The following is a 25,659-nucleotide window of genomic DNA, read 5'->3' on the forward strand; positions in this document are numbered from 1 at the left end:
AACCCCCTCGTGTTCGACACACACGAGCTGGGCCGGCGTCCCGGTGCCCTGCAGCGTCTCGACCGCTCGGTACCGGCACCGGCCGACCTCGGCCTGGACGGCGTCATCGCCGTCCCCGAGGGATCGCCCGTGGAGCTGGAGCTGCGCCTGGAGTCGGTCATGGAAGGTGTGCTTGTCACAGGCACCGCCCGTGCGTCGGCGGCAGGCGAGTGCGTAAGGTGTCTGGAGCCGCTGCACCGCGAGGTCGCCGCGGACTTCCAGGAGATGTACTCGTACCCCGACACCGACGACCGCGGGCGGCACAAGCCCGCGGACGACGAGGACGGGGAAGGCGAGGACATCGTCCCCCTTGAGGACGGCATGTTCGACCTCGAACCCGTGCTGCGCGATGCGGTGGTGCTCGCACTGCCCATGCAGCCGGTGTGCCGGGAGGACTGCGCCGGGTTGTGCCCCGACTGCGGGCTCGACCTGAACGAGGACCCCGACCACCACCATGACGCCGTCGACATCCGTTGGGCGGCACTGCAGGGACTCGCCGGTTCACTCGGAACCGATGAGAAGGACAACATGAGCGGCGCCGAACCTGGCGTCGACGAGAAGCAGGAGAAGTAGCCGTGGCTGTTCCGAAGCGGAAGATGTCGCGCAGCAACACGCGCCACCGCCGGTCGCAGTGGAAGGCTGCGGTCCCCACCCTGGTGTCGTGCGAGCGCTGCCAGGAGCCGAAGCTGCAGCACATCGCGTGCCCGAGCTGCGGCACGTACAACAAGCGCCAGGTCCTCTCGGTCTGAGCGGGCTGGTGAGAGGCACCGTGTCTGGCCAGAAGACGGCGGAAGACGCCAAGAAGCAGGCGGAGAACACGGCCTCGTCCCACACGCTTCTGGAAGGGCGGCTCGGGTACACCCTGGAGTCCGCCCTTCTGGTGCGTGCGCTGACCCACCGCTCCTACGCGTACGAGAACGGCGGTCTGCCCACCAACGAGCGGCTGGAGTTCCTCGGGGACTCCGTGCTCGGCCTGGTGGTCACGGACACGCTGTACCGGACCCACCCCGACCTGCCCGAAGGCCAGCTGGCCAAGTTGCGGGCCGCGGTGGTCAACTCTCGTGCGCTGGCGGAGGTCGGTCGCGGCCTCGACCTGGGAGCCTTCATCCGGCTCGGCCGGGGCGAGGAAGGCACCGGCGGCCGGGACAAGGCGTCCATCCTCGCCGACACCCTTGAAGCGGTGATCGGCGCGGTCTACCTCGACCAGGGCCTCGACGCGGCGTCCGAGCTGGTGCACCGGCTCTTCGACCCGCTGATCGAGAAGTCCTCCAACCTCGGCGCCGGCCTGGACTGGAAGACCAGCCTCCAGGAACTCACCGCGGCCGAGGGTCTCGGGGTTCCGGAGTACCTGGTCAGTGAGACCGGACCGGACCACGAGAAGACCTTCACTGCTGCCGCCCGCGTCGGTGGTGTCTCGTACGGCACCGGCACCGGCCGCAGCAAGAAGGAAGCGGAGCAGCAGGCGGCGGAGTCCGCCTGGCGGTCCATCAAGGCCGCCGCGGACGAGCGGGAGGCGGCGGCCAAGGCCGCGGCCGACGGCACCGGCGCCACCCCGGCACCGGAATCACCCGCCGCGAACGGTGCTCCCGCTTCCGCCGAGGCGCCCACCGCCCGGGAAGAGGCCGCCGACACCTCTTCCGTGGCGCAGGGCTCCTCCCGGGTGGCGGACTCGGCCACCCGCTGAGCACCGCCACCGCCCCGCCGCACCGGGAAACACTCCGGGGCGGCGGGGTTTCCCATGTGCCACGGGGTGTTTCCCAGGTGGTTCGGGCGGTTGCCCAGGCGGCCCCGGGGGTTTCCCGGGTGGCCCGGAGGGTTTCCCGCCCGTTGCCGTCGGCCCCCGTCCGTTCCCGTCGGTGTCCTGTCCGTTTCCCGTCCGAGGAGTCGCGTTGCCCGAGCTGCCCGAGGTCGAAGTCGTCCGGCGCGGACTGGAACGCTGGGTCAGCGGCCGTGTGGTCGCCGCCGTCGAGGTACTGCACCCGCGCGCGGTCCGCCGCCATCTGGCCGGCGGTGACGACTTCGCCGCCCGGCTCACCGGCCACCGCCTCGGCGTGCCCAGGCGGCGCGGCAAGTACCTCTGGCTGCCGCTCGCCGACACCGACGCCTCGGTCCTCGGCCACCTCGGGATGAGCGGGCAGCTCCTCGTCCAGCCGGACACCGCCGCCGACGAGAAGCACCTGCGGGTCCGCGTCCGCTTCGCCGACCCGCTCGGCACCGAACTGCGCTTCGTCGACCAGCGCACCTTCGGCGGACTCTCGCTGCACGACAACACTCCCGACGGGCTGCCGATACCCATCGCGCACATCGCCCGCGACCCGCTCGACCCCGCCTTCGACGAGGACGCCTACCACCGGGCGCTCCGGCTGCGCCGCACCACCCTCAAGCGTGCCCTGCTCGACCAGACCCTGATCAGCGGCGTCGGCAACATCTACGCCGACGAGGCGCTGTGGCGCTCCCGCCTGCACTACGACCGCCCCACCGCCACCCTCACCCGGCCCCGCTCCGCCGAACTCCTCGGCCACATCCGGGACGTGATGACCGCCGCCCTGGACGTCGGCGGCACCAGCTTCGACAGCCTGTACGTCAACGTCAACGGCCAGTCCGGCTACTTCGACCGGTCGCTGGACGCCTACGGCCGCGAGGGCCTGCCCTGCGCCCGCTGCGCCACCCCGATCCGCCGCCGCCCCTGGATGAACCGCTCCAGCTACTACTGCCCCCGCTGCCAGCGCCCGCCCCGGCCGCCGGTGGTCTGAGGCCCACGGAAGACAAGGCGGCCCCGACCGGAACGATCCGGTCGGGGCCGCCTTGTCGCGTACCTCTGCTAGAAGCCGAAGTTCTGCGTCCACCAGGGGCCGCCGGAGCCGAAGTGCACTCCGACGCCCAGGGTCGTGTAGTCGGGGTTGAGGATGTTGGCGCGGTGGCCCGCGCTGGTCATCCAGGAGGCCATGACCGCCTCGGCGTCCGCCTGGCCGCGGGCTATGTTCTCGGCGGACAACCCGGAGACACCGGCCGCGGCGGCCCGGTCCCAGGGGGTGCGGCCGTCGGGGTCGGTGTGCGAGAAGTAGCCGCGGGCGGCCATGTCCCGGCTGTGCGCCCCGGCCAGCGAGTCCAGCTTGGCGGAGGCGGTCAGCGGCTTCAGGCCGGCCTTGGCGCGCTCGGCGTTGACCAGCTTCAGCACGGCGGCCGCGGCGGCCTGCTCACGGCTGCCCGCCGGGTCGGAGGTGCTCGGCGCCGCCTGGGTCGGGCGGACGGGGGCCCGCTCCCGGGTCTTCTCCGGCGCCGGGGCCTGGCTGCGGGAGGGGGTGGCGGTCCGCTCCGGGGCGGCCTTGCGCTCGGGTGCCTTCCGCTCGGCGGCCGGCTTCGCGGCGGGTGCCGCGCTCTTCGCCGCCTTGGGGGCCTTGGTGGAGGGCGCCGCCTTGGGGGCCTTCGACGGGGAGGCCGACGGCGTCGTCGACGGAACGGCGGAGGAGGCCTTGGCCGAGGGGGTGGGAGGCGCCGAACGGTCGGCGCCGCGGCTGGCCGGAGTCTGCTGCGAGCGGTCCTCGGCGCGGGCGCTCGTGCCGCCCTGCGGGTCGAGAGAGGAGCCCTCCACCTGGACGCTGTCCCCGGAGGGACCGCCGACGGTGACGAAGTCCCCGCCGGGCAGCAGGCCCGAGGCGACGGCGACCGCGCCGACCGCCATCGCGGCGGAGGCACCGAGGAGTCCGGTGCGCACCGGAACCACGGCGCGCTTCTTGCGGTGGCGTCCCATCTGCTGAGCCCTCCTGGTCGACGTCAGGCTGGCCGCTCCTCGATCCCCCGAACGGGTGAGGCCATTGCGTCGGGACTGTACGCCATGACGGATGGGGCGGACGGGGATCGTGACGGATTCGGCGGGCATCGAGGCGCGGCGGAGAGCGGTTAGCGTGCTGCCATGAACGAGGAAGCGCGGTTGACGGCCTGGGTGCGCGGGCGGGTACAGGGAGTGGGGTTCCGCTGGTTCACCAGGGCGAACGCGCTGGAGATCGGAGGCCTCTCCGGCTTCGCCCGGAACACCGACGACGGCCGGGTGCAGGTGGTGGCCGAGGGGCCGCGTGAGAATTGCCACCGTCTGCTGGCCTGGCTGAACTCCACCGACACGCCCGGTCGGGTCGACGGCGTCACCGAGATCTGGGACACACCCCGCGGCGGCTACCAGGGCTTCGCCATCCGTTGAGGGGCGGGGCGGCGGTCAAGGGAGCGGGGGTGTGCCGGAGGCGCCTGGCATATGCCGGAGGCGCCGTGACCTGCTGGTTGCCAGACCACGGCTTGTCATGGCAGGCTGCCCGGTCAAGGATGGGCGAAGCACCGTCCGACGCCCCCGGGCACCGCGCGCGAGGCGCCGCCGCCACCGAAGCGGCCGCAGCCCCCCGGTCGCCCGCCGTTGCGGGGTGTGATCGTGTTGACCGTCAAACTTTTTGGTGAGACTCTGAAAGCCCCGCGCACCTTGGCTGTTCGGCAGGCAGAGCACGACGGTATGTACGGACCTGCGAGCACCGCCGGTGCGGGTTTCCCACACGAACCCACGACCCACACCGTTACGGTCGGTCACTCATTGTGGAGGACCAAAAGTCATGGCAAAGGCGCTTCTCGGTTACGTCGGCGGCACCGACCCGCGACTCCTCGCCGAGATGCGACGGCTCCAGCAGCGCGTCCAGGACCTGGAATCGGAACTCGTACGCATCCAGTCCGAGAACGACGCGCTGAACGCTGCCGCCGCTCACAGCGAGTCCCCCTTCGACGGGCTGGACATCGACGTACCCACAGCGGAGCCTGCGCTCACCTGATCCCGCTCGACGGCTTCGGCCCACCGGCCCCCAGGCCGCGGGCAGGGTGAGAGACACTCTCGCGAGATATGCAAGGGACGCTTCGGCGTCCCTTCTGTCTTTCCCCCGCCTCCAGGTGCTGCACGGGCCCTCTCGGCCATCGTCCGGCGCGCTCCGCCCCCCGTTCACCCTCCGTACCCCGCGTTGTACGGACTGATCTGCCCACCGCCCTCACCGGTCAAACGGACACCGGCGGGTAGAGTCCGAAGGCGTGCACCTCAAGGCCCTGACCCTGCGCGGCTTCAAGTCGTTCGCCTCCGCCACCACCCTGCGGTTCGAACCGGGCATCACCTGCGTCGTGGGGCCGAACGGCTCGGGCAAGTCCAACGTGGTGGACGCGCTGTCCTGGGTGATGGGGGAGCAGGGCGCCAAGTCGCTGCGCGGCGGCAAGATGGAGGACGTCATCTTCGCTGGCACCACCGGCCGCCCGCCGCTCGGCCGGGCCGAGGTCGCCCTCACCATCGACAACTCCGACGGCGCGCTGCCCATCGACTACGCCGAGGTCACCATCACCCGGATCATGTTCCGCGGGGGCAGCAGCGAGTACCAGATCAACGGCGACACCTGCCGGCTGCTGGACATCCAGGAACTGCTCTCCGACTCCGGCATCGGCCGCGAGATGCACGTCATCGTCGGACAGGGCCAGCTGGACTCCGTACTGCACGCCGACCCCACCGGCCGCCGGGCCTTCATCGAGGAGGCGGCCGGGGTCCTCAAGCACCGCAAGCGCAAGGAGAAGGCGCTGCGGAAACTGGACGCCATGCGGGCCAACCTGGCCCGCGTCCAGGACCTCACCGAGGAGCTGCGCCGCCAGCTCAAGCCGCTCGGCCGGCAGGCCGCCGTCGCCCGCCGGGCCGCCGTCATCCAGGCCGATCTGCGCGACGCCCGGCTGCGGCTGCTCGCCCACGACCTGGTCCGGCTCACCGAGGCGCTGACGGCGGAACTCGCCGACGAGGCCGCGCTGAAGGAGCGCCGGGAGCGGGCCGAGGCCGAGCTGACCGCGGCGCTCGCCCGGGAGGCGGAGCTGGAGGAGGAGGTACGGCGGCTGGCGCCGCGGCTGGGCCGGGCCCAGAGCACCTTCCACGAGCTGTCCCGGTTCGCCGAGCGGGTCGGCGGCACCGTCTCGCTCGCCGAGGCCCGTGAGCGCGCCGCCCGCAACCAGCCTCCCGAGGAGCGGCGCGGACGCGACCCGGAGGACATGGAGCGCGAGGCGGCCCGGATCCGGGAGCAGGAGGCCGAACTGGAGGCCGCCATGGAGGCGGCCCGGTCCGCGCTGGAGGACACCGTCGCCCACCGGCACGAGCTGGAACGCGAACTCGCCGCCGAGGAGCGCCGCCTGAAGGACGCCGCCCGGGCCATCGCCGACCGCCGGGAGGGCCTGGCCCGGCTGAACGGGCAGGTGGGCGCCGCCCGTTCGCGGGCCGCCGCGGCCCAGTCCGAGATCGACCGGCTGGCCGCCGCCCGCGACGAGGCCCGGGAGCGGGCGGTCGCCGCCCAGGAGGAGTACGAGGAGCTGAAGGCCGAGGTCGACGGGCTGGACGCCGGGGAGAACGCGCTGGGCGAGGAGTACGAGCGGGCCCGGGCCGCCCTCGCCGCCGCCGAGACCGCGCTCGGTGCCGCCCGCGAGGAGGCGTCCGCCGCCGAACGCTCCCGGGCCGCCGCCCTGGCCCGCCGGGACGCGCTCGCCCTCGGGCTGCGCCGCAAGGACGGCACCGGTGCCCTGCTCGGCGCCGCCGACCGGCTGCCCGGACTGCTCGGGCCCGCCGCCGAACTGCTGAGCGTCGAACCGGGGTACGAGGTGCCGGTGGCCGCCGCCCTGGGCGCGGTCGCCGACGCGGTCGCCGTCGACGGTCCGGCCGCCGCCGTGGAGGCGCTGCGGATGCTGCGCGAGCGGGACGCCGGCCGGGCCGCCCTGCTGCTGGGCGGCGCCCCCGGTCCGGCCGGCGCCGGTGGGCGCGAGCCCGGGCTGACCTACGCCGCCGACCTGGTCGCCGGCCCCGAGGCCCTGCTGCCCGCGGTCCGCCGGCTGCTCGACGGGGTGGTGGTGGCCGCCACCCTGGAGCGCGCCGAGGAACTCGTACGCACCCGGCCTTCGCTCACCGCGGTGACCGCCGACGGCGACCTGCTCTCCGCCGGGCACGCGCACGGCGGTTCGGCGGGCGCCCCCAGCCTGCTGGAGGTCCAGGCCTCGGTGGACGAGGCCGCCGCCGAGGCCGGCACCCTCGCCGTACGGTGCGGGGAACTGGCCGCCGCCCAGCGGGCCGCCACCGAGCGGCGGGCCGAGGCGGCCGCACTGGTCGAGGAGGTGGGCGAGCGGAGGCGGGCCGCCGACCGGGAGCGCTCCGGCACCGCCGCCGCGCTCGGCCGGCTCGCCGGGCAGGCCCGGGGCGCCGCCGGGGAGGCCGAACGGAGCGAGGCCGCCGCCGCCCGCGCCCAGGACGCCCTGGAGACCGCCACCGCCGAGGCCGAGGAGCTGGCCGAACGGCTGCTCGTCGCCGAGGAGGCGCCCATCGAGGACGACCCCGACACCTCGGTACGCGACCGGCTCGCCGCCGACGGGGCCAACGCCCGGCAGACCGAGATGGAGGCCCGCCTCCAGACCCGTACCCATGAGGAGCGGGTCAAGGGCCTCGCCGGACGGGCCGACGCGCTGGACCGGGGCGCCAGGGCCGAGCGGGAGGCCCGCGCCCGGGCCGAGCGGCGCCGCGCCCGGTTGCGCCACGAGGCCGAGGTGGCCGCCGCGGTGGCGGCCGGCGCCCGGCAGCTGCTGGACCATGTGCGGGTCTCGGTGGACCACGCCGAGCGGGAGCGTACGGCCGCCGAGGCGGCCAAGGCGGCCCGGGAGACCGATCTGACCGCCGCCCGGGCCCGGGGCCGGGACCTCAAGGCCGAGCTGGACAAGCTCACCGACTCGATGCACCGCGGCGAGGTGCTGGGCGCCGAGAAGCGGCTGCGGATCGAGCAGCTGGAGGGCCGGGCGCTGGAGGAGCTGGGCGTGGAGCCGGCGGTGCTGGTCGCCGAGTACGGCCCCGACCAGCCCGTACCGCCCTCCCCGCCGGCCGAGGGCGAGGAGCTGCCGGAGGACCCGGAGCACCCGCGCAACCAGCCCAGGCGTTTCGACCGGGCGGAACAGGAGAAACGGCTGAGGTCGGCCGAACGGGCGTACCAGCAGCTCGGAAAGGTGAATCCGCTGGCGCTGGAGGAGTTCGCCGCGCTGGAGGAGCGCCATCAGTTCCTGTCGGAGCAGCTCGCCGACCTGAAGAAGACGCGGGCCGACCTCCTTCAGGTGGTGAAGGAGGTGGACGAACGGGTCGAGCAGGTCTTCACGGAGGCGTACCGGGACACGGCCCGGGAGTTCGAGGGCGTCTTCTCGCGGCTCTTCCCGGGCGGCGAGGGGCGGCTGGTGCTCACCGACCCCGACGACATGCTCGCCACGGGCGTGGACGTCGAGGCCCGCCCGCCGGGCAAGAAGGTCAAGCGGCTGTCGCTGCTGTCCGGCGGGGAGCGCTCGCTGACGGCGGTGGCCCTGCTGGTGTCCATCTTCAAGGCGCGGCCCAGTCCGTTCTACGTGATGGACGAGGTCGAGGCGGCGCTGGACGACACCAACCTCCAGCGGCTGATCCGGATCATGCGGGAGCTCCAGGAGAGCTCCCAGCTGATCGTGATCACCCACCAGAAGCGCACCATGGAGGTCGCGGACGCCCTGTACGGGGTGTCCATGCAGGGCGACGGGGTCTCCAAGGTGATCAGCCAGCGCCTGCGCTGAGACCCCTGTGCACCCTCCCTTCACCTCCTGAAGTCGACGCGTGATCGGTGTCCCTCGTTCTTGGGACTTTCTGACTATTGACTTCGAAACTTGAAGGCATAAGGTCGGCAACGTTGTGTTTACCTTCAAGTGGTGGGCAGCGGCATGTTGTGCCCCACTGGAAGGGCTCGCCCCCCATGCCCGGCGACGGTGCCGGGCTCCAGGAGTTCACGTGACCAGCACCGCGCAGCCACCGTCGTCGGGGGCCAGGACGGCCCACCCCGACCACCTCGGGCACGTCATCTTCATCACGGCCTCGGCCGCGATGGGCGGCTTCCTCTTCGGCTACGACAGCTCCGTCATCAACGGCGCCGTCGAGGCCATCCGGCACCGGTACGACATCGGCTCCGCCACCCTCGCCCAGGTCATCGCCATCGCCCTGATCGGCTGCGCCATCGGCGCCGCCACCGCGGGCCGCATCGCCGACCGCATCGGCCGGATCGCCTGTATGCGGATCGCCGCCGTGCTGTTCACCATCAGCGCCGTCGGCTCCGCCCTGCCGTTCGCCCTGTGGGACCTGGCCATGTGGCGGATCATCGGCGGCTTCGCCATCGGCATGGCCTCGGTGATCGGCCCCGCCTACATCGCCGAGGTCGCGCCCGCCGCCTACCGCGGCCGCCTCGGCTCCTTCCAGCAGGCCGCCATCGTCATCGGCATCGCCGTCTCCCAGCTGGTCAACTGGGCCATCCTCAACATGGCCGACGGCGACCAGCGCGGTGAGATCGGCGGCCTGGAGGCCTGGCAGTGGATGCTCGGCGTGATGGTCATCCCCGCCCTGCTCTACGGACTGCTGTCCTTCGCCATCCCCGAGTCCCCGCGCTTCCTGATCTCGGTCGGCCGCAAGGACAAGGCCCGCAAGGTGCTCTCCGAGGTCGAGAGCAAGGGCGTGGACCTGGACGCCCGGGTCGCCGAGATCGAGACCGCGATGCACCGCGAGCACAAGTCCTCCTTCAAGGACCTGCTCGGCAGCCGTTTCGGCTTCCTGCCGATCGTCTGGGTCGGCATCGGCCTCTCCGTCTTCCAGCAGCTGGTCGGCATCAACGTCGCCTTCTACTACTCGGCGACGCTGTGGCAGTCCGTCGGCATCGACCCGGCCGGCTCGTTCTTCTACTCGTTCACCACGTCGATCATCAACATCATCGGCACCGTGATCGCGATGGTCCTGGTCGACCGGGTCGGCCGCAAGCCGCTCGCCCTCGTCGGCTCCGTCGGCATGGCGCTCGCCCTCGCCCTGGAGGCCTGGGCCTTCTCCGCCGACCTGGTCGACGGCAAGCTGCCCCAGGCGCAGGGCGTCACCGCGCTGATCGCCGCCCATGTGTTCGTGCTCTTCTTCGCCCTCTCCTGGGGCGTGGTGGTCTGGGTCTTCCTCGGCGAGATGTTCCCCAACCGGCTCCGCGCCGCCGCCCTCGGCGTCGCCGCCTCCGCCCAGTGGATCGCTAACTGGGCCATCACCGCGAGCTTCCCGTCGCTCTCCGACTGGAACCTCTCCGGTACGTATGTGATCTACGCGGTCTTCGCCGTGCTCTCCATCCCCTTCGTGCTCAAGTTCGTGAAGGAGACCAAGGGCAAGGCGTTGGAGGAGATGGGCTGACCGACCCCGCTGCGCCCACTCCTCGAAACGGCGGCCGCCCCGGACCTCAGGAAGTACGAGGTCCGGGGCGGCCGTGTGCGGTCCGGATCAGCCGGAGACCCGCTCGGGCTCCCGCTCGCCGCCGGCCGGAACCGGGGCGCCCGGGGTGGGCCGGGCGCCCGGCAGCACCGCGTACAGCGCGGCGGCCACCGCGGCCGTCACCAGCCAGCCCAGGCCGTTGGCACCGATCCAGGAACCGGCGAGCGGCCCGGCGAACCAGTCCACCTTGGTGAACAGCAGGCCCACCACCAGCGCGATCGCCCAGGCCGCCATCGCCGGCCAGGCGAAACCGCCGCGGTACCAGTAGGCGCTGGTGCGCCCGGTGTCCATCAGCGCCGCCCCGTCATAGGAGGTCCGGCGGAGCATGTCCACGCCGAAGACACCGATCCACGCCGAGAAGGCCACCGCCAGCAGCGTCAAGAAGGAGATGAACGAGCCGATGAAGCTGGTCGCCACCACCATCAGCAGGAAGCCGAAGACCAGCGAGATCACCGCGTTGACGCTGACCGCCCAGGCCCGGCCCACCCGGATGCCCAGGGTCTGCGCGGTGAAGCCGGCCGAGTACATCGACATGGAGTTGATCAGCAGCATGCCGATCAGCGCGATCAGCAGATACGGCACCGAGATCCAGCCCGGCAGCAGCGCCCCGATGAACGACACCGGATCCTGCGCGGACGCCAAATCCGGCGTACCGACCGCCATCACCGCGCCCATCAGCACCATCGGCAGCACCACGATCCCGGCGCCGCCGACGGTCGTCGCGACCACCGCGCGACTCGACGCCGTACGCGGCAGATAGCGGGTGAAGTCCGGGCCGGAGGGCACCCAGCTGATGCCGCCGGCCGCGATGGTGCCGATACCGGCGACCATCATCGCCGTGGAGCCGGCGGGCTTGGCGAAGACCGCGCTCCAGTCGGTGTTCACCACCAGATAGACCAGCACCAGCACCGAGAAGGCCCCGAAGAGGTACGTCGACCAGGTGCTGCACACCCGCAGCGCGTTGATGCCGAGGCCGGAGACCAGGAAGGTCGCGGCCACGAACAGCAGCAGCACCACCACGATCAGGGCGGTGCTCGACTCCACGCCGAACAGCAGGTCCAGCACGGTCAGCACCGCGTACGCGCCGGTCACCGCGTTGATGGTCTCCCAGCCCCAGCGGGCCACCCAGATCAGCGTCCCGGGGAAGAGGTTGCCGCGCTGCCCGAACACCGCCCGGGACAGCGCCATGCCCGGCGAACCGCCGCGCTTGCCGGCGATGGAGATCAGCCCGACCAGCCCGTAGGAGAGCAGCGGGGCGGCGATCGCCACCACCAGGACCTGCCAGAAGTTCAGGCCGTTGAAGACCACCAGCCCGGCGCCCATGGTGAGCAGCAGCACACTGATGTTGGCGGCCACCCAGGTGGGCAGCAGCTCACGCACCCGGCCGGTGCGCTCGGCGTCGGGGACGGGTTCCAGACCGCGGGTCTCGACCGCGGACTCGGCGCTCGTCGCGGCGGAGGCCGCGGGCGCGGTGGGCGCGGCGGTGCCTTCGGAGGCGTGGGGCATGGATCAGCTCCGAACGGGGAAACGGGGGATTCACGGCATCGTACGTTCTTTCGTATAGAGCCCCAAACAGGTCTTTGGTCCCTCGCCGGGCCCCGGGCCCGGCCGCGCGGGGACGCACCGCACCGGTGCCGGGTGACCTTCCGCCACGGCCGCCGTGGCCGATACTGGACGGGTTATGGACATCCTCATCCTTGCTGTAGTCATCGCCGTGGTCGCGATCGGCGCGATCAGCGGCCTCGTCGTCGGCACCCGCCGCAAGAAGCGGCTGCCACCGCCGGAGGCCCCACCGGCCCCGCCGACCATCACCGCTCCGCCCACCGAACCCCGCGTCGGCGAGGAGGCGGAGACCCCGCGCGAGGAACCGCGCCGGACCATCGAGGAGGTGGACCTGCCGACGGCCGAGGACGCCGTCGAGGCCCCGCCGGCCGTCGAGGACCCGGTCGTCGCCGCGCCGCCCGCCCCCGAGATCGAGATCCCCGAGCCCACCGCCGGGCGGCTGGTACGGCTGCGCGCCCGGCTCGCCCGCTCGCAGAACTCCCTCGGCAAGGGGCTGCTCACCCTGCTCTCCCGCGAGCACCTCGACGAGGACACCTGGGAGGAGGTGGAGGACACCCTGCTCAGCGCGGACGTCGGTGTCGCCCCCACCCAGGAACTGGTCGAGCGGCTGCGCGAGCGGGTGAAGGTGCTCGGCACCCGCACCCCCGCCGAGCTGCGCACCCTGCTCCGCGAGGAGCTGCTCACCCTGGTCGGCCCCGACCTCCCGCGCGAGGTCCGCACCGAGTCCGGGACCGACACCCCGGGCGTGGTGATGGTGGTGGGCGTCAACGGCACCGGCAAGACCACCACCACCGGCAAGCTCGCCCGGGTGCTGGTCGCCGACGGCCGCTCGGTCGTGCTGGGCGCCGCCGACACCTTCCGGGCCGCCGCCGCCGACCAGCTCCAGACCTGGGGCGAGCGGGTCGGCGCCCGCACCGTGCGCGGCCCCGAGGGCGGCGACCCGGCCTCCATCGCGTACGACGCGGTCAAGGAGGGCATCGCCGAGGGCGCCGACGTCGTCCTCATCGACACCGCCGGCCGGCTGCACACCAAGACCGGCCTGATGGACGAGCTGGGCAAGGTCAAGCGGGTCGTGGAGAAGCACGGCCCGCTGGACGAGGTGCTGCTGGTGCTGGACGCCACCACCGGTCAGAACGGGCTGATCCAGGCCCGCGTCTTCGCCGAGGTGGTCAACATCACCGGCATCGTCCTCACCAAGCTGGACGGCACCGCCAAGGGCGGCATCGTCGTCGCCGTCCAGCGCGAGCTGGGCGTCCCGGTCAAGCTGATCGGCCTCGGCGAGGGCCCCGACGACCTGGCCCCCTTCGAGCCGGGCGCGTTCGTCGACGCCCTCATCGGCGAGGGCTGAGACACCCGGAGCACGTACCCGGATACGCCAGGAGGGCGGCACCCGACCACGGGTGCCGCCCTCCTCACGTACCGGCCCCGCCGGTCTACGCGACACGGTGTACACCTGCCCGGAGCCGGCGTCCGCGGCCCCGGCCGCAGGGCTCCCGATGCGCCGGAGGGCGGCACCCGTCCGCCCGGGCGCCGCCCTCCTCGTCCCCCGCCGGCCCCACCGGGCTACGCGGCGCCGGTGGCCGAGCGGTGGCAGATGTAGGCGAGGGTGCCGAGCAGCAGGCGGGCCTGCGGCGGGGCGCAGGTGTCGGGGGCGGGGGCGCGCAGCCAGCGGACCGGGCCGCGGCCGCCCATATCCGAGGGCGGGGCCGTGATGTGCGTACCGGCGCCCAGGCAGAGCAGGTCGAGATCGGCGTCGTCCCAGCCCATCCGGTACAGCAGCTGGGGGAGCTGCGCGGCGGCGCCGGGGGCCACGAAGAAGCGGGCCCGGCCGGTGGGCGTGACGCAGACCGGGCCCAGCGGCAGGCCCATCCGCTCCAGCCGCACCAGCGCCCGACGGCCCGCCGCCTCGGCCACCTCCAGCACGTCGAAGGCCCGCCCCACCGGGAGCATCATCGACGCCCCGGGGAAGCGGGCCCAGGCCCGGGCCGCGTGGTCCAGGGTCGCCCCGGCCGGCACCTCGGGCGCGAAGGAGAGCGGATGCGCGCCCGGCGCCGTACAGGAGTCGTCGCCGCAGGAGCAGCGGCCGGCGGCGGCGCGGGCACCGGGGACGACGTCCCAGCCCCACAGGCCGGTGTACTCCGCGACGGCGGTGCACTCGGCGGTGGTGCGGCCGGTGCGTCGCCGTGAGCCGGACAGGATGCGGGTGGCGCCGATCGTGAAGCCCATGCCCCCTCCAACGGGTGGAACTCGCCGGTGGTTACGACCGGGAACGGTGTGGTGACGCTCCGTCGCGGCCCGGGGTGGCGCGGCGGGGCGCCGGGAAGGGCCGGGGTGGTGCGGTCCGCGGCGCACTCCCCCTCGCGCCACCGGCCGCCTGTGCCTGGTCGTCCTGGTGTCAAGTGAATCGCGCCCGGGCGCCGGGGAGTTCATTCGAAGGGGTGGCGAATGGTGGCGTTTCCCGAAAGGCCCTCGCCGGACGGGTGATCGTAGGATTACTTTCGGTGTACGAACCCGGGGTAACGACCGGCCCCATGGGTATGCCGGAGGCACGTCGGGTTCGTGTTCGAAGGGTGCAACTCCCGGACAGGCGGCCCCCGGCGGCGGCATTCTGGTACACGTTCGCGCGCGACGGACGCGGGCGGCGGCGACACAGCGGATGGGGGCGTTACCGAGTGGACGGCAGCGGCGCGGACGGCACGGGCGCGGGGAAGCGGCCGAACGAACGCCTCACCTCGTGGTTCCTACGCAGCGGCTGGTCCAAGGGCGAGCTCGCCCGCCAGGTCAACCGCAGGGCCCGCCAGCTCGGCGCCCACCACATCAGCACCGACACCTCCCGGGTGCGCCGCTGGCTCGACGGGGAGCAGCCCCGCGAACCCATCCCGCGGATCCTCTCCGAGCTGTTCACCGAGCGCTTCGGCAACGTCGTCGCCATCGAGGACCTCGGACTGCGCAGCGCCCACCAGTCCCCCTCCGTCTCCGGCGTCGACCTGCCCTGGGCCGGGCCGCAGACCGTGGCGCTGCTCGGCGAGTTCTCCCGCAGCGACCTGATGCTCGCCCGCCGCGGCTTCCTCGGCACCTCCCTCGCCCTGTCCGCCGGCCCCGCCCTGATCGAGCCCATGCAGCGCTGGCTGGTCCCCGCCCCGGCCGCCGACCCGGCCCGCGCCGAACCGGACAACCGGCGCCGCGCCCGGCTCTCCGACCCGGAGCTGGAGCAGCTGGAGTCGGCCACCGTGATGTTCCGCCAGTGGGACGCCCAGTGCGGCGGCGGGCTGCGCCGCAAGGCGGTCGTCGGCCAGCTGCACGAGGTCACCGACCTGCTCCAGGAGCCGCACCCGGCCGCCACCTCCAAGCGGTTGTTCACCTGCGCCGCCGAACTGGCCCAGCTGGCCGGCTGGATGAGCTACGACGTGGGCCTCCAGCCCACCGCCCAGAAGTACTTCGTGCTCGCCCTGCACGCCGCCAAGGAGGCCGGGGACAAGCCGCTCGGCTCGTACATCCTGTCCGCGATGAGCCGGCAGATGATCCACCTCGGCCGCCCCGAGGACGCCCTGGAGCTCGTCCACCTCGCCCAGTACGGCAGCCGGGAGAGCGCCACCGCCCGCACCCAGGCCATGCTGTATGCGGTGGAGGCCCGCGCCTACGCCAACATGGGCCAGCCCGGCAAGTGCAAGCGGGCCGTGCGGATGGCCGAGGACACCTTCTCCGACGCCGGATTCGACGGCGAGCCGGACCCCGACTGGATCCGCTTCTTCTCCGAGGCCGAGCTCAACGCCGAGAACGCCCACTCCTACCGCGACCTCGCCTATGTCGCCGGCCGCAGCCCCACCTACGCCTCACTCGCCGAACCGGTCATGGCCAAGGCCGTGGAGCTGTTCGCCAAGGACGGCGACCACCAGCGCTCCTACGCCCTCAACCTGGTCGGCATGGCCACCGTGCACCTGCTCCAGCGGGAGCCCGAGCAGGCCACCGCGCTGGCCGAGACCGCGCTCACCGTCGCCCGCCGGGTCCGCTCCGAACGGGTGACCAACCGGCTGCGCAAGACCGTGGACACCGCCGCCCGCGACTTCGGCGACGTCCCCGAGGTCGTCCGCCTCACCGACAAGCTCACCGCCCAGCTCCCGGAGACCGCCGAAGCCGTCTGACCCGGCGCCCCTCCCCGCGAGAGGCCCGGCACCCCCTGGATTCCGGCCGCGACCGCCGCCCCTACCGCCCGACTCGGCTCCCCCGCCAGGTCACCGGGCAGCGGCCGCGGCCGGTTCGCGTACCGGGCGACGGGGCGCCCTCCCCCGGAGGCGCCTCCGTCCCGTACGCGGTCAGCTCCCCGTGTGCGGCTCCCTCCCGGGGGCGCCTCCGTCGCGTACGCGTGTCCTCGCCCTCCGTGACGCCGACCGGAAGATACTTCCGTTACCTGCCCGTGACCCCAGGGTTCACGGCGGCGTAACACGGCGGCCTCCCTTGTCACGGCCGCGAAACACCGGGCGGCATCGACCGAAACCGCGCTGCGCCAATCTCGGGACCCATAACCGGCCACCCCTCACCGGCCGCGCCACCCGGATCGCCGCCCGGCCCCGTACGCCGACCGGCCCCGCCCGGAACGCGGCCCCGCCCCGCACCGGCCGCACGACGACGAGGAGACGCCGATGCCCCCAGGCATCACGACGCTTGCCGCGGACACGCCCACGCTGTCCGCCGCCAACACCGGGTTCATGCTCATCTGCACCGCCCTGGTGATGCTGATGACCCCGGCGCTCGCCTTCTTCTACGGAGGCATGGTCCGGGTGAAGTCCACCCTCAACATGCTGATGATGAGCTTCATCAGCCTCGGGATCGTCACGATCCTCTGGGTGCTCTACGGCTTCAGCGTCGCCTTCGGCACCGACAGCGGCGGCGTCGTCGGATGGTCGGGCGACTACGTCGGCCTCAGCGGCATCGGCATCACCGAGCTCTGGGACGGCTACACCATCCCGGTATACGTCTTCGCCGCCTTCCAGCTGATGTTCGCCGTGCTCACCCCCGCGCTCATCAGCGGCGCCCTCGCCGACCGCGTCAAGTTCACCGCCTGGGCCCTGTTCATCGCCCTGTGGGTGACGATCGTCTACTTCCCCGTCGCCCACTGGGTGTGGGGCGCCGGCGGCTGGCTGTTCGAGATGGGCGTCATCGACTTCGCCGGCGGCACCGCCGTCCACATCAACGCGGGCGCCGCCGCGCTCGGCGTGATCCTCGTCATCGGCAAGCGCGTCGGCTTCAAGAAGGACCCGATGCGCCCGCACAGCCTCCCGCTGGTCATGCTCGGCGCCGGACTGCTGTGGTTCGGCTGGTTCGGCTTCAACGCCGGCTCCTGGCTGGGCAACGACGACGGCGTCGGCGCGGTGATGTTCCTCAACACCCAGGTCGCCACCGCCGCCGCCATGGTCGCCTGGCTCGCCTACGAGAAGATCCGCCACGGCGCCTTCACCACCCTCGGCGCCGCCTCCGGCGCGGTCGCCGGCCTCGTCGCCATCACCCCCGCCGGCGGCTCCTGCTCCCCGCTCGGCGCCATCGCCATCGGCGCCGTCGCCGGACTGCTCTGCGCCATGGCCGTCGGCCTGAAGTACAAGTTCGGCTACGACGACTCCCTCGACGTCGTCGGCGTCCACCTCGTCGGCGGTGTCGTCGGCTCCCTGCTCGTCGGCTTCTTCGCCACCGGCGGCGTCCAGTCCGACGCCAAGGGCCTCTTCTACGGCGGCGGCCTGGACCAGCTCGGCAAGCAGGCCACCGGCGTCTTCGCCGTCCTCGCCTACTCGCTGATCGTCTCCGCCGTCCTCGCCTTCGCCCTCGACAAGACCATGGGCATGCGGGTCCCCGAGGACGACGAGGTCTCCGGCATCGACCAGGTCGAGCACGCCGAGACCGCGTACGACTTCAGCGGCGCCGGCGGCGGAACCGGCTCCCGCAAGGCCCAGCCCGCCGCCGTGGCCGCCCACACCGCGGCCGGCCCCGCCGCGGCCGAGACGAAGAACACGAAGGTGGACGCATGAAGCTCATCACCGCGGTCGTCAAGCCGCACCGCCTGGACGAGATCAAGGAGGCCCTGCAGGCCTTCGGAGTCCAGGGCCTGACCGTCACCGAGGCCAGCGGCTACGGACGGCAGCGCGGCCACACCGAGGTCTACCGCGGCGCCGAGTACACCGTCGACCTCGTCCCCAAGATCCGCATCGAGGTGCTGGTCGAGGACGAGGACGCCGAACAGCTCATCGAACTCGTCGTCAAGGCCGCCCGCACCGGCAAGATCGGAGACGGCAAGGTGTGGAGCGTCCCCGTCGACACCGCCGTGCGCGTCCGCACCGGCGAACGCGGCCCCGACGCCCTGTAAGACCAGCCGACCAAGGGAGACGCCGGGTGACGAGCGCTGACACGACCGAACCCACGGACGGAACGGGCGGATCGGGCGGATCGGAGCCCGGCGGCTACCCCGCGGCCCGGCTGCGCCTCCTCCGCGAGGAGGCGCGGACCGGGCCGCCCCGGCGCGCCGCCCTCGCCCGCCTCACCGACGAGTGGCTCACCGCCCTGTTCACCGCCGCCCGGCCGCCCCGCGGCACCGCGCTGGTCGCCGTCGGCGGCTACGGCCGCGCCGAACTCTCCCCGCGCAGCGACCTCGACCTGCTCCTCCTGCACGACGGCAGCGCCCGCCCCGACGAGATCGCCGCCGTCGCCGACCGCGTCTGGTACCCGGTCTGGGACCTCGGCCTCGCCCTCGACCACTCCGTACGCACCCCCGCCGAGGCCCGCGCCACCGCCGCCGACGACCTCAAGGTCCACCTCGGGCTCCTCGACGCCCGCCACCTCGCCGGCGACCTCGGCCTCACCACCGCACTGCGCACCACGATCCTCGCCGACTGGCGCAACCAGGCCCCCAAACGCCTGCCCGCCCTCGGCGAACTCTGCCGCGAACGCGCCGAACGCCACGGCGAACTCCCATACCTGCTGGAAGGCGACCTCAAGGAGGCCCGCGGCGGACTGCGCGACGCCACCGCGCTGCGCGCCGTCGCCGCCTCCTGGCTCGCCGACGCACCCCGCGCCGGACTCGCCGACGCCCGCCGCCGCCTCCTCGACACCCGCGACGCCCTCCACCTCACCACCGGCCGCGCCACCGACCGGCTCACCCTCCAGGAACAGGACGAGGTCGCCGCCGCCCTCGGCCTCCTCGACGCCGACGCGCTGCTCCGCGAGGTCTACGAGGCCGCCCGCACCATCGCGTACGCCCAGGACACCACCTGGCGCGAGGTCGACCGGGTGCTGCGGGCCCGCTCCGCCCGGCCCCGGCTGCGCCGCCTCATCGGCGGCCGCCCCCAGCCCGCCGCCCGCGCCCCGCTCGCCGACGGCGTGGTCGAGATGGACGGCGAGACGGTCCTCGCCCGCACCGCCCGCCCCGAACGCGACCCGGTGCTGCCCCTGCGGGCCGCCGCCGCGGCCGCCCAGGCCGACCTGCCGCTCTCCCCGCACGCCGTACGCCACCTCGCCGCCACCGCCCCACCGCTCCCGGTGCCCTGGCCCGCCGAAGCCCGCGAGAGCCTCATCACCCTGCTCGGCGCCGGCCCCTCCGCCGTCCCCGTCTGGGAGGCCCTGGAAGCCGAAGGACTGGTCACCCGGCTGCTGCCCGACTGGGAACGCGTCCGCTGCCGCCCCCAGCGCAACCCCGTCCACACCTGGACCGTCGACCGCCACCTGGTGGAGACCGCCGTCCGCGCCGCCGCCCTCACCCGCCGCGTCAGCCGCCCCGACCTCCTGCTGGTCGCCGCCCTGCTGCACGACATCGGCAAGGGCTGGCCCGGCGACCACGCCCTCTCCGGCGAGACCATCACCCGCGACGTCGCCGCTCGCACCGGCTTCGACCGCGCCGACACCGACACCCTCGCCACCCTCGTACGCCACCACCTGCTGCTCGTCGAGACCGCCACCCGCCGCGACCTGGACGACCCCGCCACCGTACGGACCGTCGCCGACGCCGTCCGTACCACCGACACCCTGGAACTCCTGCACGCCCTCACCGAGGCCGACGCCCTCGCCACCGGCCCCGCCGCCTGGTCCGCCTGGCGCGCCTCCCTCGTCGCCGACCTGGCCGAACGCGTCGCCGCCGTCCTCGCCGGGCAGCCCCCCGCCGCCCCCGAACCGGCCGCCCCCAGCGCCGAACAGGAACGCCTCGCCGTGGAAGCCCTGCGCACCGGCGAACCCGTCCTCACCCTCCGCACCGAGAGCCAACCGGATGAGGACGGCACCGAACCCGTCGGCGTCCAGCTGCACCTCGCCCTGCCCGACCGGCCCGGCGTACTGCCCGCCACCGCCGGCGTGCTCGCCCTGCACCGGCTCACCGTCCGCGCCGCCGACCTGCGCGCCGTCGACCTCCCCGGACCCGGCGGCGCGGTGCTGCTGCTCAGCTGGCGGGTCGCCGCCGAGTACGGCTCCCTGCCCGAGGCCGCCCGGCTCCGCGCCGACCTGGTCCGCGCCCTCGACGGCAGCCTCGACATCCGCGCCCGCCTCGCCGAACGCGAGGCCGCCTACCCGCGCCGCCGCGGCGTCAAGGCCCCGCCGCCCCGGGTCACCGTCGCCCCCGCCGCCTCCCGCCACGCCACCGTCATCGAGGTCCGCGCCCAGGACGCCCCCGGCCTGCTGCACCGCATCGGCCGCGCCCTGGAGGAGGCCGGGGTACGGGTGCGCAGCGCCCATGTCTCCACGCTCGGCTCCAACGCGGTGGACACCGTCTACGTGACGGGGGAGGACGGCGGCCCGCTGGACGCCGACCGGGCGGCGGAGGTGGCCCGGGGGGTGGAGAAGGCGCTGGGGTGAGGCGTGACCTGCTGAGCGGACCGGCAGTTGACCGTATGGTGCTCCCCGCCCATGCGGGGATCTGTCCCCGCTCACCGGATTCCCGGCGGGCGGGGACGATTGCTTTGCCGGGCCGGATAGTCTGGAGGGCGATTCTCCGCCCCCGACCTCCGAAGGACCGACGAGCGCTGTGTTCGATACTCTCTCCGACCGCTTGACGGGTGTCTTCAAGACCTTGCGCGGCAAGGGCCGCCTCTCCGAGGCGGACATCGACGCCACCGCCCGCGAGATCCGCATCGCGCTGCTCGAAGCCGATGTGGCCCTGCCCGTGGTCCGGTCCTTCATCAAGCAGGTCAAGGAGCGGGCGCTCGGCTCCGAGGTCTCCGGGGCGCTCAATCCCGCCCAACAGTTCATCAAGATCGTCAACGAGGAGCTCGTCGGCATCCTCGGCGGCGAGACCCGCCGGCTGCGGTTCGCCAAGAACCCGCCGACCGTGATCATGCTCGCCGGCCTCCAGGGCGCCGGCAAGACCACCCTCGCCGGAAAGCTCGGCCTCTGGCTCAAGGGCCAGGGCCACGCCCCGCTGCTGGTCGCCTGCGACCTCCAGCGCCCCAACGCGGTCAACCAGCTCGCGGTGGTCGCCGAGCGCGCCGGCGTCGGCGTCTACGCGCCCCAGCCCGGCAACGGCGTCGGCGACCCGGTCCAGGTCGCCAAGGACTCCATCGAGTACGCCAGGACCAAGCAGCACGACGTGGTCATCGTCGACACCGCCGGCCGCCTCGGCATCGACGAGGAGCTGATGCGGCAGGCCGCCGACATCCGCGACGCGGTCAGCCCCGACGAGGTGCTGTTCGTCGTGGACGCCATGATCGGCCAGGACGCGGTCAACACCGCCGAGGCCTTCCGCGACGGCGTCGGCTTCGACGGCGTGGTGCTCTCCAAGCTCGACGGCGACGCCCGCGGCGGTGCCGCGCTCTCCATCGCGCACGTCACCGGCAAGAACATCATGTTCGCCTCCAACGGCGAGAAGCTGGACGAGTTCGACGCGTTCCACCCGGACCGCATGGCGTCCCGCATCCTCGGCATGGGCGATGTGCTCTCGCTGATCGAGAAGGCCGAGCAGACCTTCAGCCAGGAAGAGGCCGCCAAGATGGCCTCCAAGCTGGCGAGCAGCAAGGGCAAGGACTTCACCCTGGACGACTTCCTCGCCCAGATGGAGCAGGTCCGCAAGATGGGCAGCATCAGCAAGCTCCTCGGGATGCTGCCCGGCATGGCCCAGATCAAGGACCAGATCAACAACATCGACGAGCGGGACGTGGACCGCACCGCCGCCATCATCAAGTCGATGACCCCCGGCGAGCGCCAGGACCCGACGATCATCAACGGCTCCCGCCGGGCCCGTATCGCCCGCGGCTCCGGCGTCGACGTCAGCATGGTCAAGAGCCTGGTCGAGCGGTTCTTCGACGCCCGCAAGATGATGTCCAAGATGGCCGCCGGCGGCATGCCCGGGATGCCCGGCATCCCCGGCATGGGCGGCGGCCCCGGCCGGCAGAAGAAGCAGCAGAAGCAGGCCAAGGGCAAGCGCAAGAGCGGCAACCCGATGAAGCGGAAGGCCGACGAGGCCGCCGCCCAGGCCCGCCGCGAGGAGGCCGCCCAGCAGGGCGGCGCCTTCGGCCTGCCGGCCGGCCAGGACGCCAAGGACTTCGAGCTCCCCGACGAGTTCAAGAAGTTCATGGGCTGAGGCCCAGTGACGTGGAAGGGGCGCCCACCGGCGGTGGGCGCCCCTTCCCGTACGGTCCCGTACCGCCCTACGGCGTACGGGCCACCAGGTAGCGGAAGACATTGGCCATCCACACCGTGCCGTCCGGGCGGACGTGCGGGTGCAGCGCCTCGATGACCTCCTTCTCGACCGTCGCCTGGTCGGCCGCGGCCACCGCCGCGTCGAACAGCCCGGTCGACATCAGCCCGCGCACCGCGCTGTCCATGTCCGCGTACCCGAACGGGCAGGCCACCCGGCCCGAACCGTCCGGCCGCAGCCCGGCCCGCCCGGCCACCTCCTCCAGGTCGTCCCGCAGCGCCGGCTGCCAGGACTTCGCCGTGTGCAGCCGCTCGGTGAGCCGGCCCGCCACCCGCAGCACCGCCGAGGTCGCGCACCGCTCCGGCGGACCCCAGCCGGCCAGCACCACCGCGCTGCCCCGCTCCGCCATCGGCACCGCCGCGGACAGCGCCGCCGCCAGCGAGTCGGCGTCCTCCTCGTCGTCCACCGCGCAGCCGCCGATCGGCTGGAACGCCGTGATGAGGTTGTACGCCGGACGGGTGGCGTCCCCCGCCTCCGCGGGCCGGCCGTACAGCAGCCGCGTCCCGCCGTGCCGGTGCGCGCCCACCTCGATACCGGCCGCCGTGGAACCGCCGCCGGAGCCCGCGCCGGAGTCCGGCAGCAGCCGCTCCCGCGCCAGGTCCATCCGGGGCTGGTCGGTGTCCACGCCGGTCACCTGCGCGCCGCGCGCCGCCGCCATCAGCAGCGCCAGCCCTGAGCCGCAGCCGAGACCCAGCAGCCGCGTCCGGGTGCCGACCTCCAGGTGCTGGTAGACCGCTTCGTACAGCGGTACGAGCATCCGCTCCTGGATCTCCGCCCAGTCGCGGGCACGGCCGGGGCCGTCCGCCGCGGGGGGAGCCGAAGCCGGGTGGGGGTGGTGCTGGACGAGCATAGGTGTCATCGAAAGCGCCCCAATCCGCCGAAGGTCCGTTACTGCCTCGACTGCCCTCCTGTCCTCACCGGACAGCGGTCGGACAGCCAGTCCCCCCGTGTGCGTGCGCCCGCACTCCCCGTATGCCAGGGAACTGCGCTTCCGCCCCCAAGTCCAGGGGGCGGTGGGCATTGCTTCGTGCCCCGGCCGTGCGCCCCCGGACCCGGCGCGAACCACCTCCCATAGTGGGGTGCCTCCGGGAATCCCGCCACGCCGGCACCGCGCCGCAGGTCGGCACGGACGCCCTGCGCTGGGCGCTTCCCGGCCGCCTCCCCGCGCCCGGGGCGCGCGCCCGGCGGGACGGGGTGGAGCGGATGTCCGAAATCCCGTGGGTGGGGCGGAGGGCGCCGTCGGGCCGCCGGGACCGCCCGGGTAGGGTCCCTCCCGCACCATCGGGCAGCACGGCTTTCCCTCGGCCGCATGGCCCCCTCGGGCGGCATCGGCCCGCCCCTGCCCGTATCGGCCCGGTCCGGTCCTCACCGTCCCCGTCGCGCCCCGCGGTGGACTCCGCTACGTACCGTCTTGCGGCGGGCTGGGCGGCTTCCTGCGCAGTTCCGCGCACTCGGCATCGTCAGACCGCATCAACGGCAACTGACTGGTACGTGCAAATTATTTGGGATGCCCCGGAATGGAACCCAGCGGCTGCCCGGCTCGTTGTACACGACGTGAGCACGACACCACCTGTTCTCGCCGCCGAGCTGGCACAGGCGTGGGCCGACATTCAGCGGCACCACCCCGAGCTGCCCGACCTCGCCGCGCCCGAATCCCTGATCGGAGAGTCCTCGTCGGCCTGCGGGTCCGAGCTCTCCTTCGAACGGCTGCTGCACGAGGCAGTCCACGGCATCGCCGCCGCCCGAGGGGTCCGCGACACCTCCCGCGCCGGCCGCTACCACAACCGCAGATTCCTGGCGATCGCCGAGGAGATGGGCCTGGACCACCCCGAGGAGCCGCACGCCAGCAGCGGCTTCTCGCTGGTCACGCTCAGCCCCGAGGCCAAACGCCGCTACCGCCCCACCATGGAGCGGCTGCAGCGGGCCCTCAAGGCGCACACCGCCGCCACCGCGGGCGACACCAAGCGCTCCTTCCGGGGCCCGGCCGCCCGGCACGGCTCCTCCGGCGGGGGAGTGCGGGTCAAGGCCGTCTGTGACTGCGGACGCAACGTCCGGGTCGTCCCCTCCGTGCTCGCCCAGGCGCCCATCGTCTGCGGCGGCTGCGGCAAGCCCTTCCGCATCCCGGAAGCGGTGGGCGCGGCGAGCTGACCTCGCGTGGTGTGGCACAATGGCCAGCTGTACTCGACAGTCGAACAGGACCCCTCTCTCCTCCGGCTGACGCGTCCGTCGGGCACTCGGGTACCGCAACCCCACGTGGCATCTCGTTGTGCCCACCCACGTCAAGACCAGGAGACACCACACCCGTGGCAGTCAAGATCAAGCTGAAGCGTCTGGGCAAGATCCGTTCGCCTCACTACCGCATCGTCGTCGCCGACTCCCGTACCCGCCGTGACGGCCGGGCCATCGAGGAGATCGGCCTGTACCACCCGGTGCAGAACCCGTCGCGCATCGAGGTCGACTCGGAGCGCGCCCAGTACTGGCTGTCCGTCGGCGCCCAGCCGACCGAGCCGGTCCTCGCCATCCTCAAGCTCACCGGCGACTGGCAGAAGGCCAAGGGCCTGCCCGCCCCGGAGAAGCCGCTGCTCGCCCCGGCGACCAAGGAGGACAAGCGCGCGTCCTTCGAGGCCTTCGCCAAGGCGATCGAGGGCGACGAGAACAAGGGTGAGGCCATCACCCCGAAGGCCAAGAAGGCCGACAAGAAGGCGGACGAGGCCGACGCCGCGTCCACCGAGTCGACCGAGGCCTGAGCATGCTCGAGGAGGCTCTCGAGCACCTCGTGAAGGGCATCGTCGACAACCCCGACGACGTGCAGGTGGCCTCCCGCAACCTGCGCCGGGGGCGTGTGCTGGAGGTCCGGGTCCACCCCGACGACCTCGGCAAGGTGATCGGCCGCAACGGCCGCACCGCTCGCGCCCTGCGAACCGTCGTGGGTGCCATCGGCGGCCGCGGGATCCGGGTCGACCTGGTCGACGTGGACCACGTCCGCTGAGCAGTTGAACACCGGCTGCGGGCCGGGGAGGGCTACGGCCCGCCCCGGCCCGCAGCCGTCCCCGGGAAACGGTGCCGGGGAACGCCGGGG

Annotated in this window: 21 protein-coding genes; 17 read left to right on the forward strand and 4 right to left on the reverse strand. The window is 73.2% G+C overall.

The genetic code is table 11. The features are described 5' to 3' along the window. Nucleotides 1–9 precede the first annotated feature (9 nt). The 4 genes from M1O15_RS06600 to mutM all read left to right on the forward strand — a co-directional run bounded on the left by M1O15_RS06600 (nucleotide 10) and on the right by mutM (nucleotide 2,792). A complete protein-coding gene (locus M1O15_RS06600) occupies nucleotides 10–612 on the forward strand; it encodes a YceD family protein (RefSeq protein ID WP_248632299.1) in 603 nt (200 codons plus the stop codon). A 2-nt stretch (nucleotides 613–614) separates the two neighbouring features. After that, nucleotides 615–788 carry a 50S ribosomal protein L32 gene (gene rpmF / locus M1O15_RS06605; protein WP_015036448.1) on the forward strand — a complete coding sequence of 58 codons (174 nt, stop codon included), beginning with the start codon at nucleotides 615–617 and terminating at the stop codon, nucleotides 786–788. 8 nt (nucleotides 789–796) lie between these two features. After that, complete coding sequence (gene rnc, locus M1O15_RS06610) at nucleotides 797–1,723, forward strand: ribonuclease III (RefSeq protein ID WP_248632300.1); 927 nt, start codon at nucleotides 797–799, stop codon at nucleotides 1,721–1,723. Nucleotides 1,724–1,928: 205 nt separating this feature from the next. Next, nucleotides 1,929–2,792, forward strand: a complete 864-nt coding sequence (gene mutM / locus M1O15_RS06615) for a bifunctional DNA-formamidopyrimidine glycosylase/DNA-(apurinic or apyrimidinic site) lyase (RefSeq protein WP_248632301.1) — start codon at nucleotides 1,929–1,931, stop codon at nucleotides 2,790–2,792. Nucleotides 2,793–2,860: 68 nt separating this feature from the next. On the opposite strand, the gene M1O15_RS06620 is transcribed toward mutM, so the two are convergent. Beyond that, entirely contained in the window at nucleotides 2,861–3,790 is a 930-nt protein-coding gene (locus M1O15_RS06620) for a CAP domain-containing protein (RefSeq protein WP_248632302.1), read from the reverse strand. Between the two features lie 162 nt (nucleotides 3,791–3,952). Here M1O15_RS06620 and M1O15_RS06625 point away from each other — a divergent pair, with 162 nt between their 5' ends. From M1O15_RS06625 to M1O15_RS06640, 4 genes are all read left to right on the forward strand, one after another. Next, a complete protein-coding gene (locus tag M1O15_RS06625) occupies nucleotides 3,953–4,234 on the forward strand; it encodes an acylphosphatase (RefSeq protein WP_248632303.1) in 282 nt (93 codons plus the stop codon). Nucleotides 4,235–4,631: 397 nt separating this feature from the next. After that, nucleotides 4,632–4,844: a hypothetical protein gene (locus M1O15_RS06630; protein ID WP_248632304.1), complete on the forward strand. Its 213-nt coding sequence runs from the start codon at nucleotides 4,632–4,634 to the stop codon at nucleotides 4,842–4,844. A gap of 250 nt (nucleotides 4,845–5,094) precedes the next feature. After that, nucleotides 5,095–8,649 carry a chromosome segregation protein SMC gene (gene smc, locus M1O15_RS06635; protein WP_248632305.1) on the forward strand — a complete coding sequence of 1,185 codons (3,555 nt, stop codon included), beginning with the start codon at nucleotides 5,095–5,097 and terminating at the stop codon, nucleotides 8,647–8,649. Nucleotides 8,650–8,860: 211 nt separating this feature from the next. After that, nucleotides 8,861–10,279, forward strand: a complete 1,419-nt coding sequence (locus M1O15_RS06640) for a sugar porter family MFS transporter (RefSeq protein ID WP_248632306.1) — start codon at nucleotides 8,861–8,863, stop codon at nucleotides 10,277–10,279. A gap of 87 nt (nucleotides 10,280–10,366) precedes the next feature. Here M1O15_RS06640 and M1O15_RS06645 read toward each other — a convergent pair whose 3' ends face one another. Then, nucleotides 10,367–11,863, reverse strand: a complete 1,497-nt coding sequence (locus M1O15_RS06645) for a cytosine permease (RefSeq protein ID WP_248632307.1) — start codon at nucleotides 11,861–11,863, stop codon at nucleotides 10,367–10,369. 175 nt (nucleotides 11,864–12,038) lie between these two features. Between M1O15_RS06645 and ftsY the strand changes: the two genes are divergently transcribed. After that, complete coding sequence (ftsY, locus tag M1O15_RS06650) at nucleotides 12,039–13,268, forward strand: signal recognition particle-docking protein FtsY (RefSeq protein ID WP_248632308.1); 1,230 nt, start codon at nucleotides 12,039–12,041, stop codon at nucleotides 13,266–13,268. Between the two features lie 215 nt (nucleotides 13,269–13,483). Here the strand turns inward: ftsY and M1O15_RS06655 are convergent, their stop codons facing one another. Beyond that, a complete protein-coding gene (locus M1O15_RS06655) occupies nucleotides 13,484–14,146 on the reverse strand; it encodes a bifunctional DNA primase/polymerase (RefSeq protein ID WP_248632309.1) in 663 nt (220 codons plus the stop codon). 446 nt (nucleotides 14,147–14,592) lie between these two features. Between M1O15_RS06655 and nsdA the strand changes: the two genes are divergently transcribed. The 5 genes from nsdA to ffh all read left to right on the forward strand — a co-directional run bounded on the left by nsdA (nucleotide 14,593) and on the right by ffh (nucleotide 22,463). Further along, a complete protein-coding gene (gene nsdA, locus M1O15_RS06660) occupies nucleotides 14,593–16,062 on the forward strand; it encodes a transcriptional repressor NsdA (RefSeq protein ID WP_248632310.1) in 1,470 nt (489 codons plus the stop codon). 498 nt (nucleotides 16,063–16,560) lie between these two features. Further along, the gene (locus tag M1O15_RS06665) at nucleotides 16,561–17,937 is read left to right on the forward strand and encodes an ammonium transporter (protein ID WP_248632311.1); all 1,377 of its coding nucleotides are present in this window, start codon (nucleotides 16,561–16,563) and stop codon (nucleotides 17,935–17,937) included. Beyond that, on the forward strand, nucleotides 17,934–18,272 hold the full coding sequence (locus M1O15_RS06670) for a P-II family nitrogen regulator (RefSeq protein WP_248632312.1): 339 nt from the start codon (nucleotides 17,934–17,936) through the stop codon (nucleotides 18,270–18,272). Before M1O15_RS06665 ends, M1O15_RS06670 begins: the two co-directional genes overlap by 4 nt. Nucleotides 18,273–18,298: 26 nt before the next feature. After that, nucleotides 18,299–20,743 carry a [protein-PII] uridylyltransferase gene (locus M1O15_RS06675; RefSeq protein ID WP_248632313.1) on the forward strand — a complete coding sequence of 815 codons (2,445 nt, stop codon included), beginning with the start codon at nucleotides 18,299–18,301 and terminating at the stop codon, nucleotides 20,741–20,743. Between the two features lie 169 nt (nucleotides 20,744–20,912). Beyond that, on the forward strand, nucleotides 20,913–22,463 hold the full coding sequence (gene ffh, locus M1O15_RS06680) for a signal recognition particle protein (protein ID WP_248632314.1): 1,551 nt from the start codon (nucleotides 20,913–20,915) through the stop codon (nucleotides 22,461–22,463). A 67-nt stretch (nucleotides 22,464–22,530) separates the two neighbouring features. On the opposite strand, the gene M1O15_RS06685 is transcribed toward ffh, so the two are convergent. Beyond that, nucleotides 22,531–23,439 (reverse strand): methyltransferase domain-containing protein, encoded by a 909-nt coding sequence (locus tag M1O15_RS06685; protein ID WP_248632315.1) that lies wholly within the window; start codon nucleotides 23,437–23,439, stop codon nucleotides 22,531–22,533. Between the two features lie 695 nt (nucleotides 23,440–24,134). Between M1O15_RS06685 and M1O15_RS06690 the strand changes: the two genes are divergently transcribed. The 3 genes from M1O15_RS06690 to M1O15_RS06700 all read left to right on the forward strand — a co-directional run bounded on the left by M1O15_RS06690 (nucleotide 24,135) and on the right by M1O15_RS06700 (nucleotide 25,569). Further along, the gene (locus M1O15_RS06690) at nucleotides 24,135–24,728 is read left to right on the forward strand and encodes a hypothetical protein (RefSeq protein WP_248632316.1); all 594 of its coding nucleotides are present in this window, start codon (nucleotides 24,135–24,137) and stop codon (nucleotides 24,726–24,728) included. Nucleotides 24,729–24,883: 155 nt separating this feature from the next. After that, a complete protein-coding gene (rpsP, locus tag M1O15_RS06695; RefSeq protein WP_248632317.1) occupies nucleotides 24,884–25,327 on the forward strand; it encodes a 30S ribosomal protein S16 in 444 nt (147 codons plus the stop codon). Nucleotides 25,328–25,329: 2 nt separating this feature from the next. Then, nucleotides 25,330–25,569: an RNA-binding protein gene (locus tag M1O15_RS06700; protein WP_004924853.1), complete on the forward strand. Its 240-nt coding sequence runs from the start codon at nucleotides 25,330–25,332 to the stop codon at nucleotides 25,567–25,569. Nucleotides 25,570–25,659: the final 90 nt, after the last annotated feature.

It is taken from the genome of Streptomyces lichenis (assembly GCF_023218175.1).
GTDB lineage: Bacteria > Actinomycetota > Actinomycetes > Streptomycetales > Streptomycetaceae > Streptomyces > Streptomyces lichenis.

Bases quoted from the DNA above. Each gene is read 5' to 3' on its own strand.
- M1O15_RS06620 (WP_248632302.1), bottom strand. From the start codon at position 3,790: ATGGGACGCCACCGCAAGAAGCGCGCCGTGGTTCCGGTGCGCACCGGA.
- M1O15_RS06625 (WP_248632303.1), top strand. From the start codon at position 3,953: ATGAACGAGGAAGCGCGGTTGACGGCCTGGGTGCGCGGGCGGGTACAG.
- M1O15_RS06630 (WP_248632304.1), top strand. From the start codon at position 4,632: ATGGCAAAGGCGCTTCTCGGTTACGTCGGCGGCACCGACCCGCGACTC.
- M1O15_RS06645 (WP_248632307.1), bottom strand. From the start codon at position 11,863: ATGCCCCACGCCTCCGAAGGCACCGCCGCGCCCACCGCGCCCGCGGCC.
- ftsY (WP_248632308.1), top strand. From the start codon at position 12,039: ATGGACATCCTCATCCTTGCTGTAGTCATCGCCGTGGTCGCGATCGGC.
- M1O15_RS06655 (WP_248632309.1), bottom strand. From the start codon at position 14,146: ATGGGCTTCACGATCGGCGCCACCCGCATCCTGTCCGGCTCACGGCGA.
- M1O15_RS06665 (WP_248632311.1), top strand. From the start codon at position 16,561: ATGCCCCCAGGCATCACGACGCTTGCCGCGGACACGCCCACGCTGTCC.
- M1O15_RS06670 (WP_248632312.1), top strand. From the start codon at position 17,934: ATGAAGCTCATCACCGCGGTCGTCAAGCCGCACCGCCTGGACGAGATC.
- M1O15_RS06685 (WP_248632315.1), bottom strand. From the start codon at position 23,439: ATGACACCTATGCTCGTCCAGCACCACCCCCACCCGGCTTCGGCTCCC.
- M1O15_RS06700 (WP_004924853.1), top strand. From the start codon at position 25,330: ATGCTCGAGGAGGCTCTCGAGCACCTCGTGAAGGGCATCGTCGACAAC.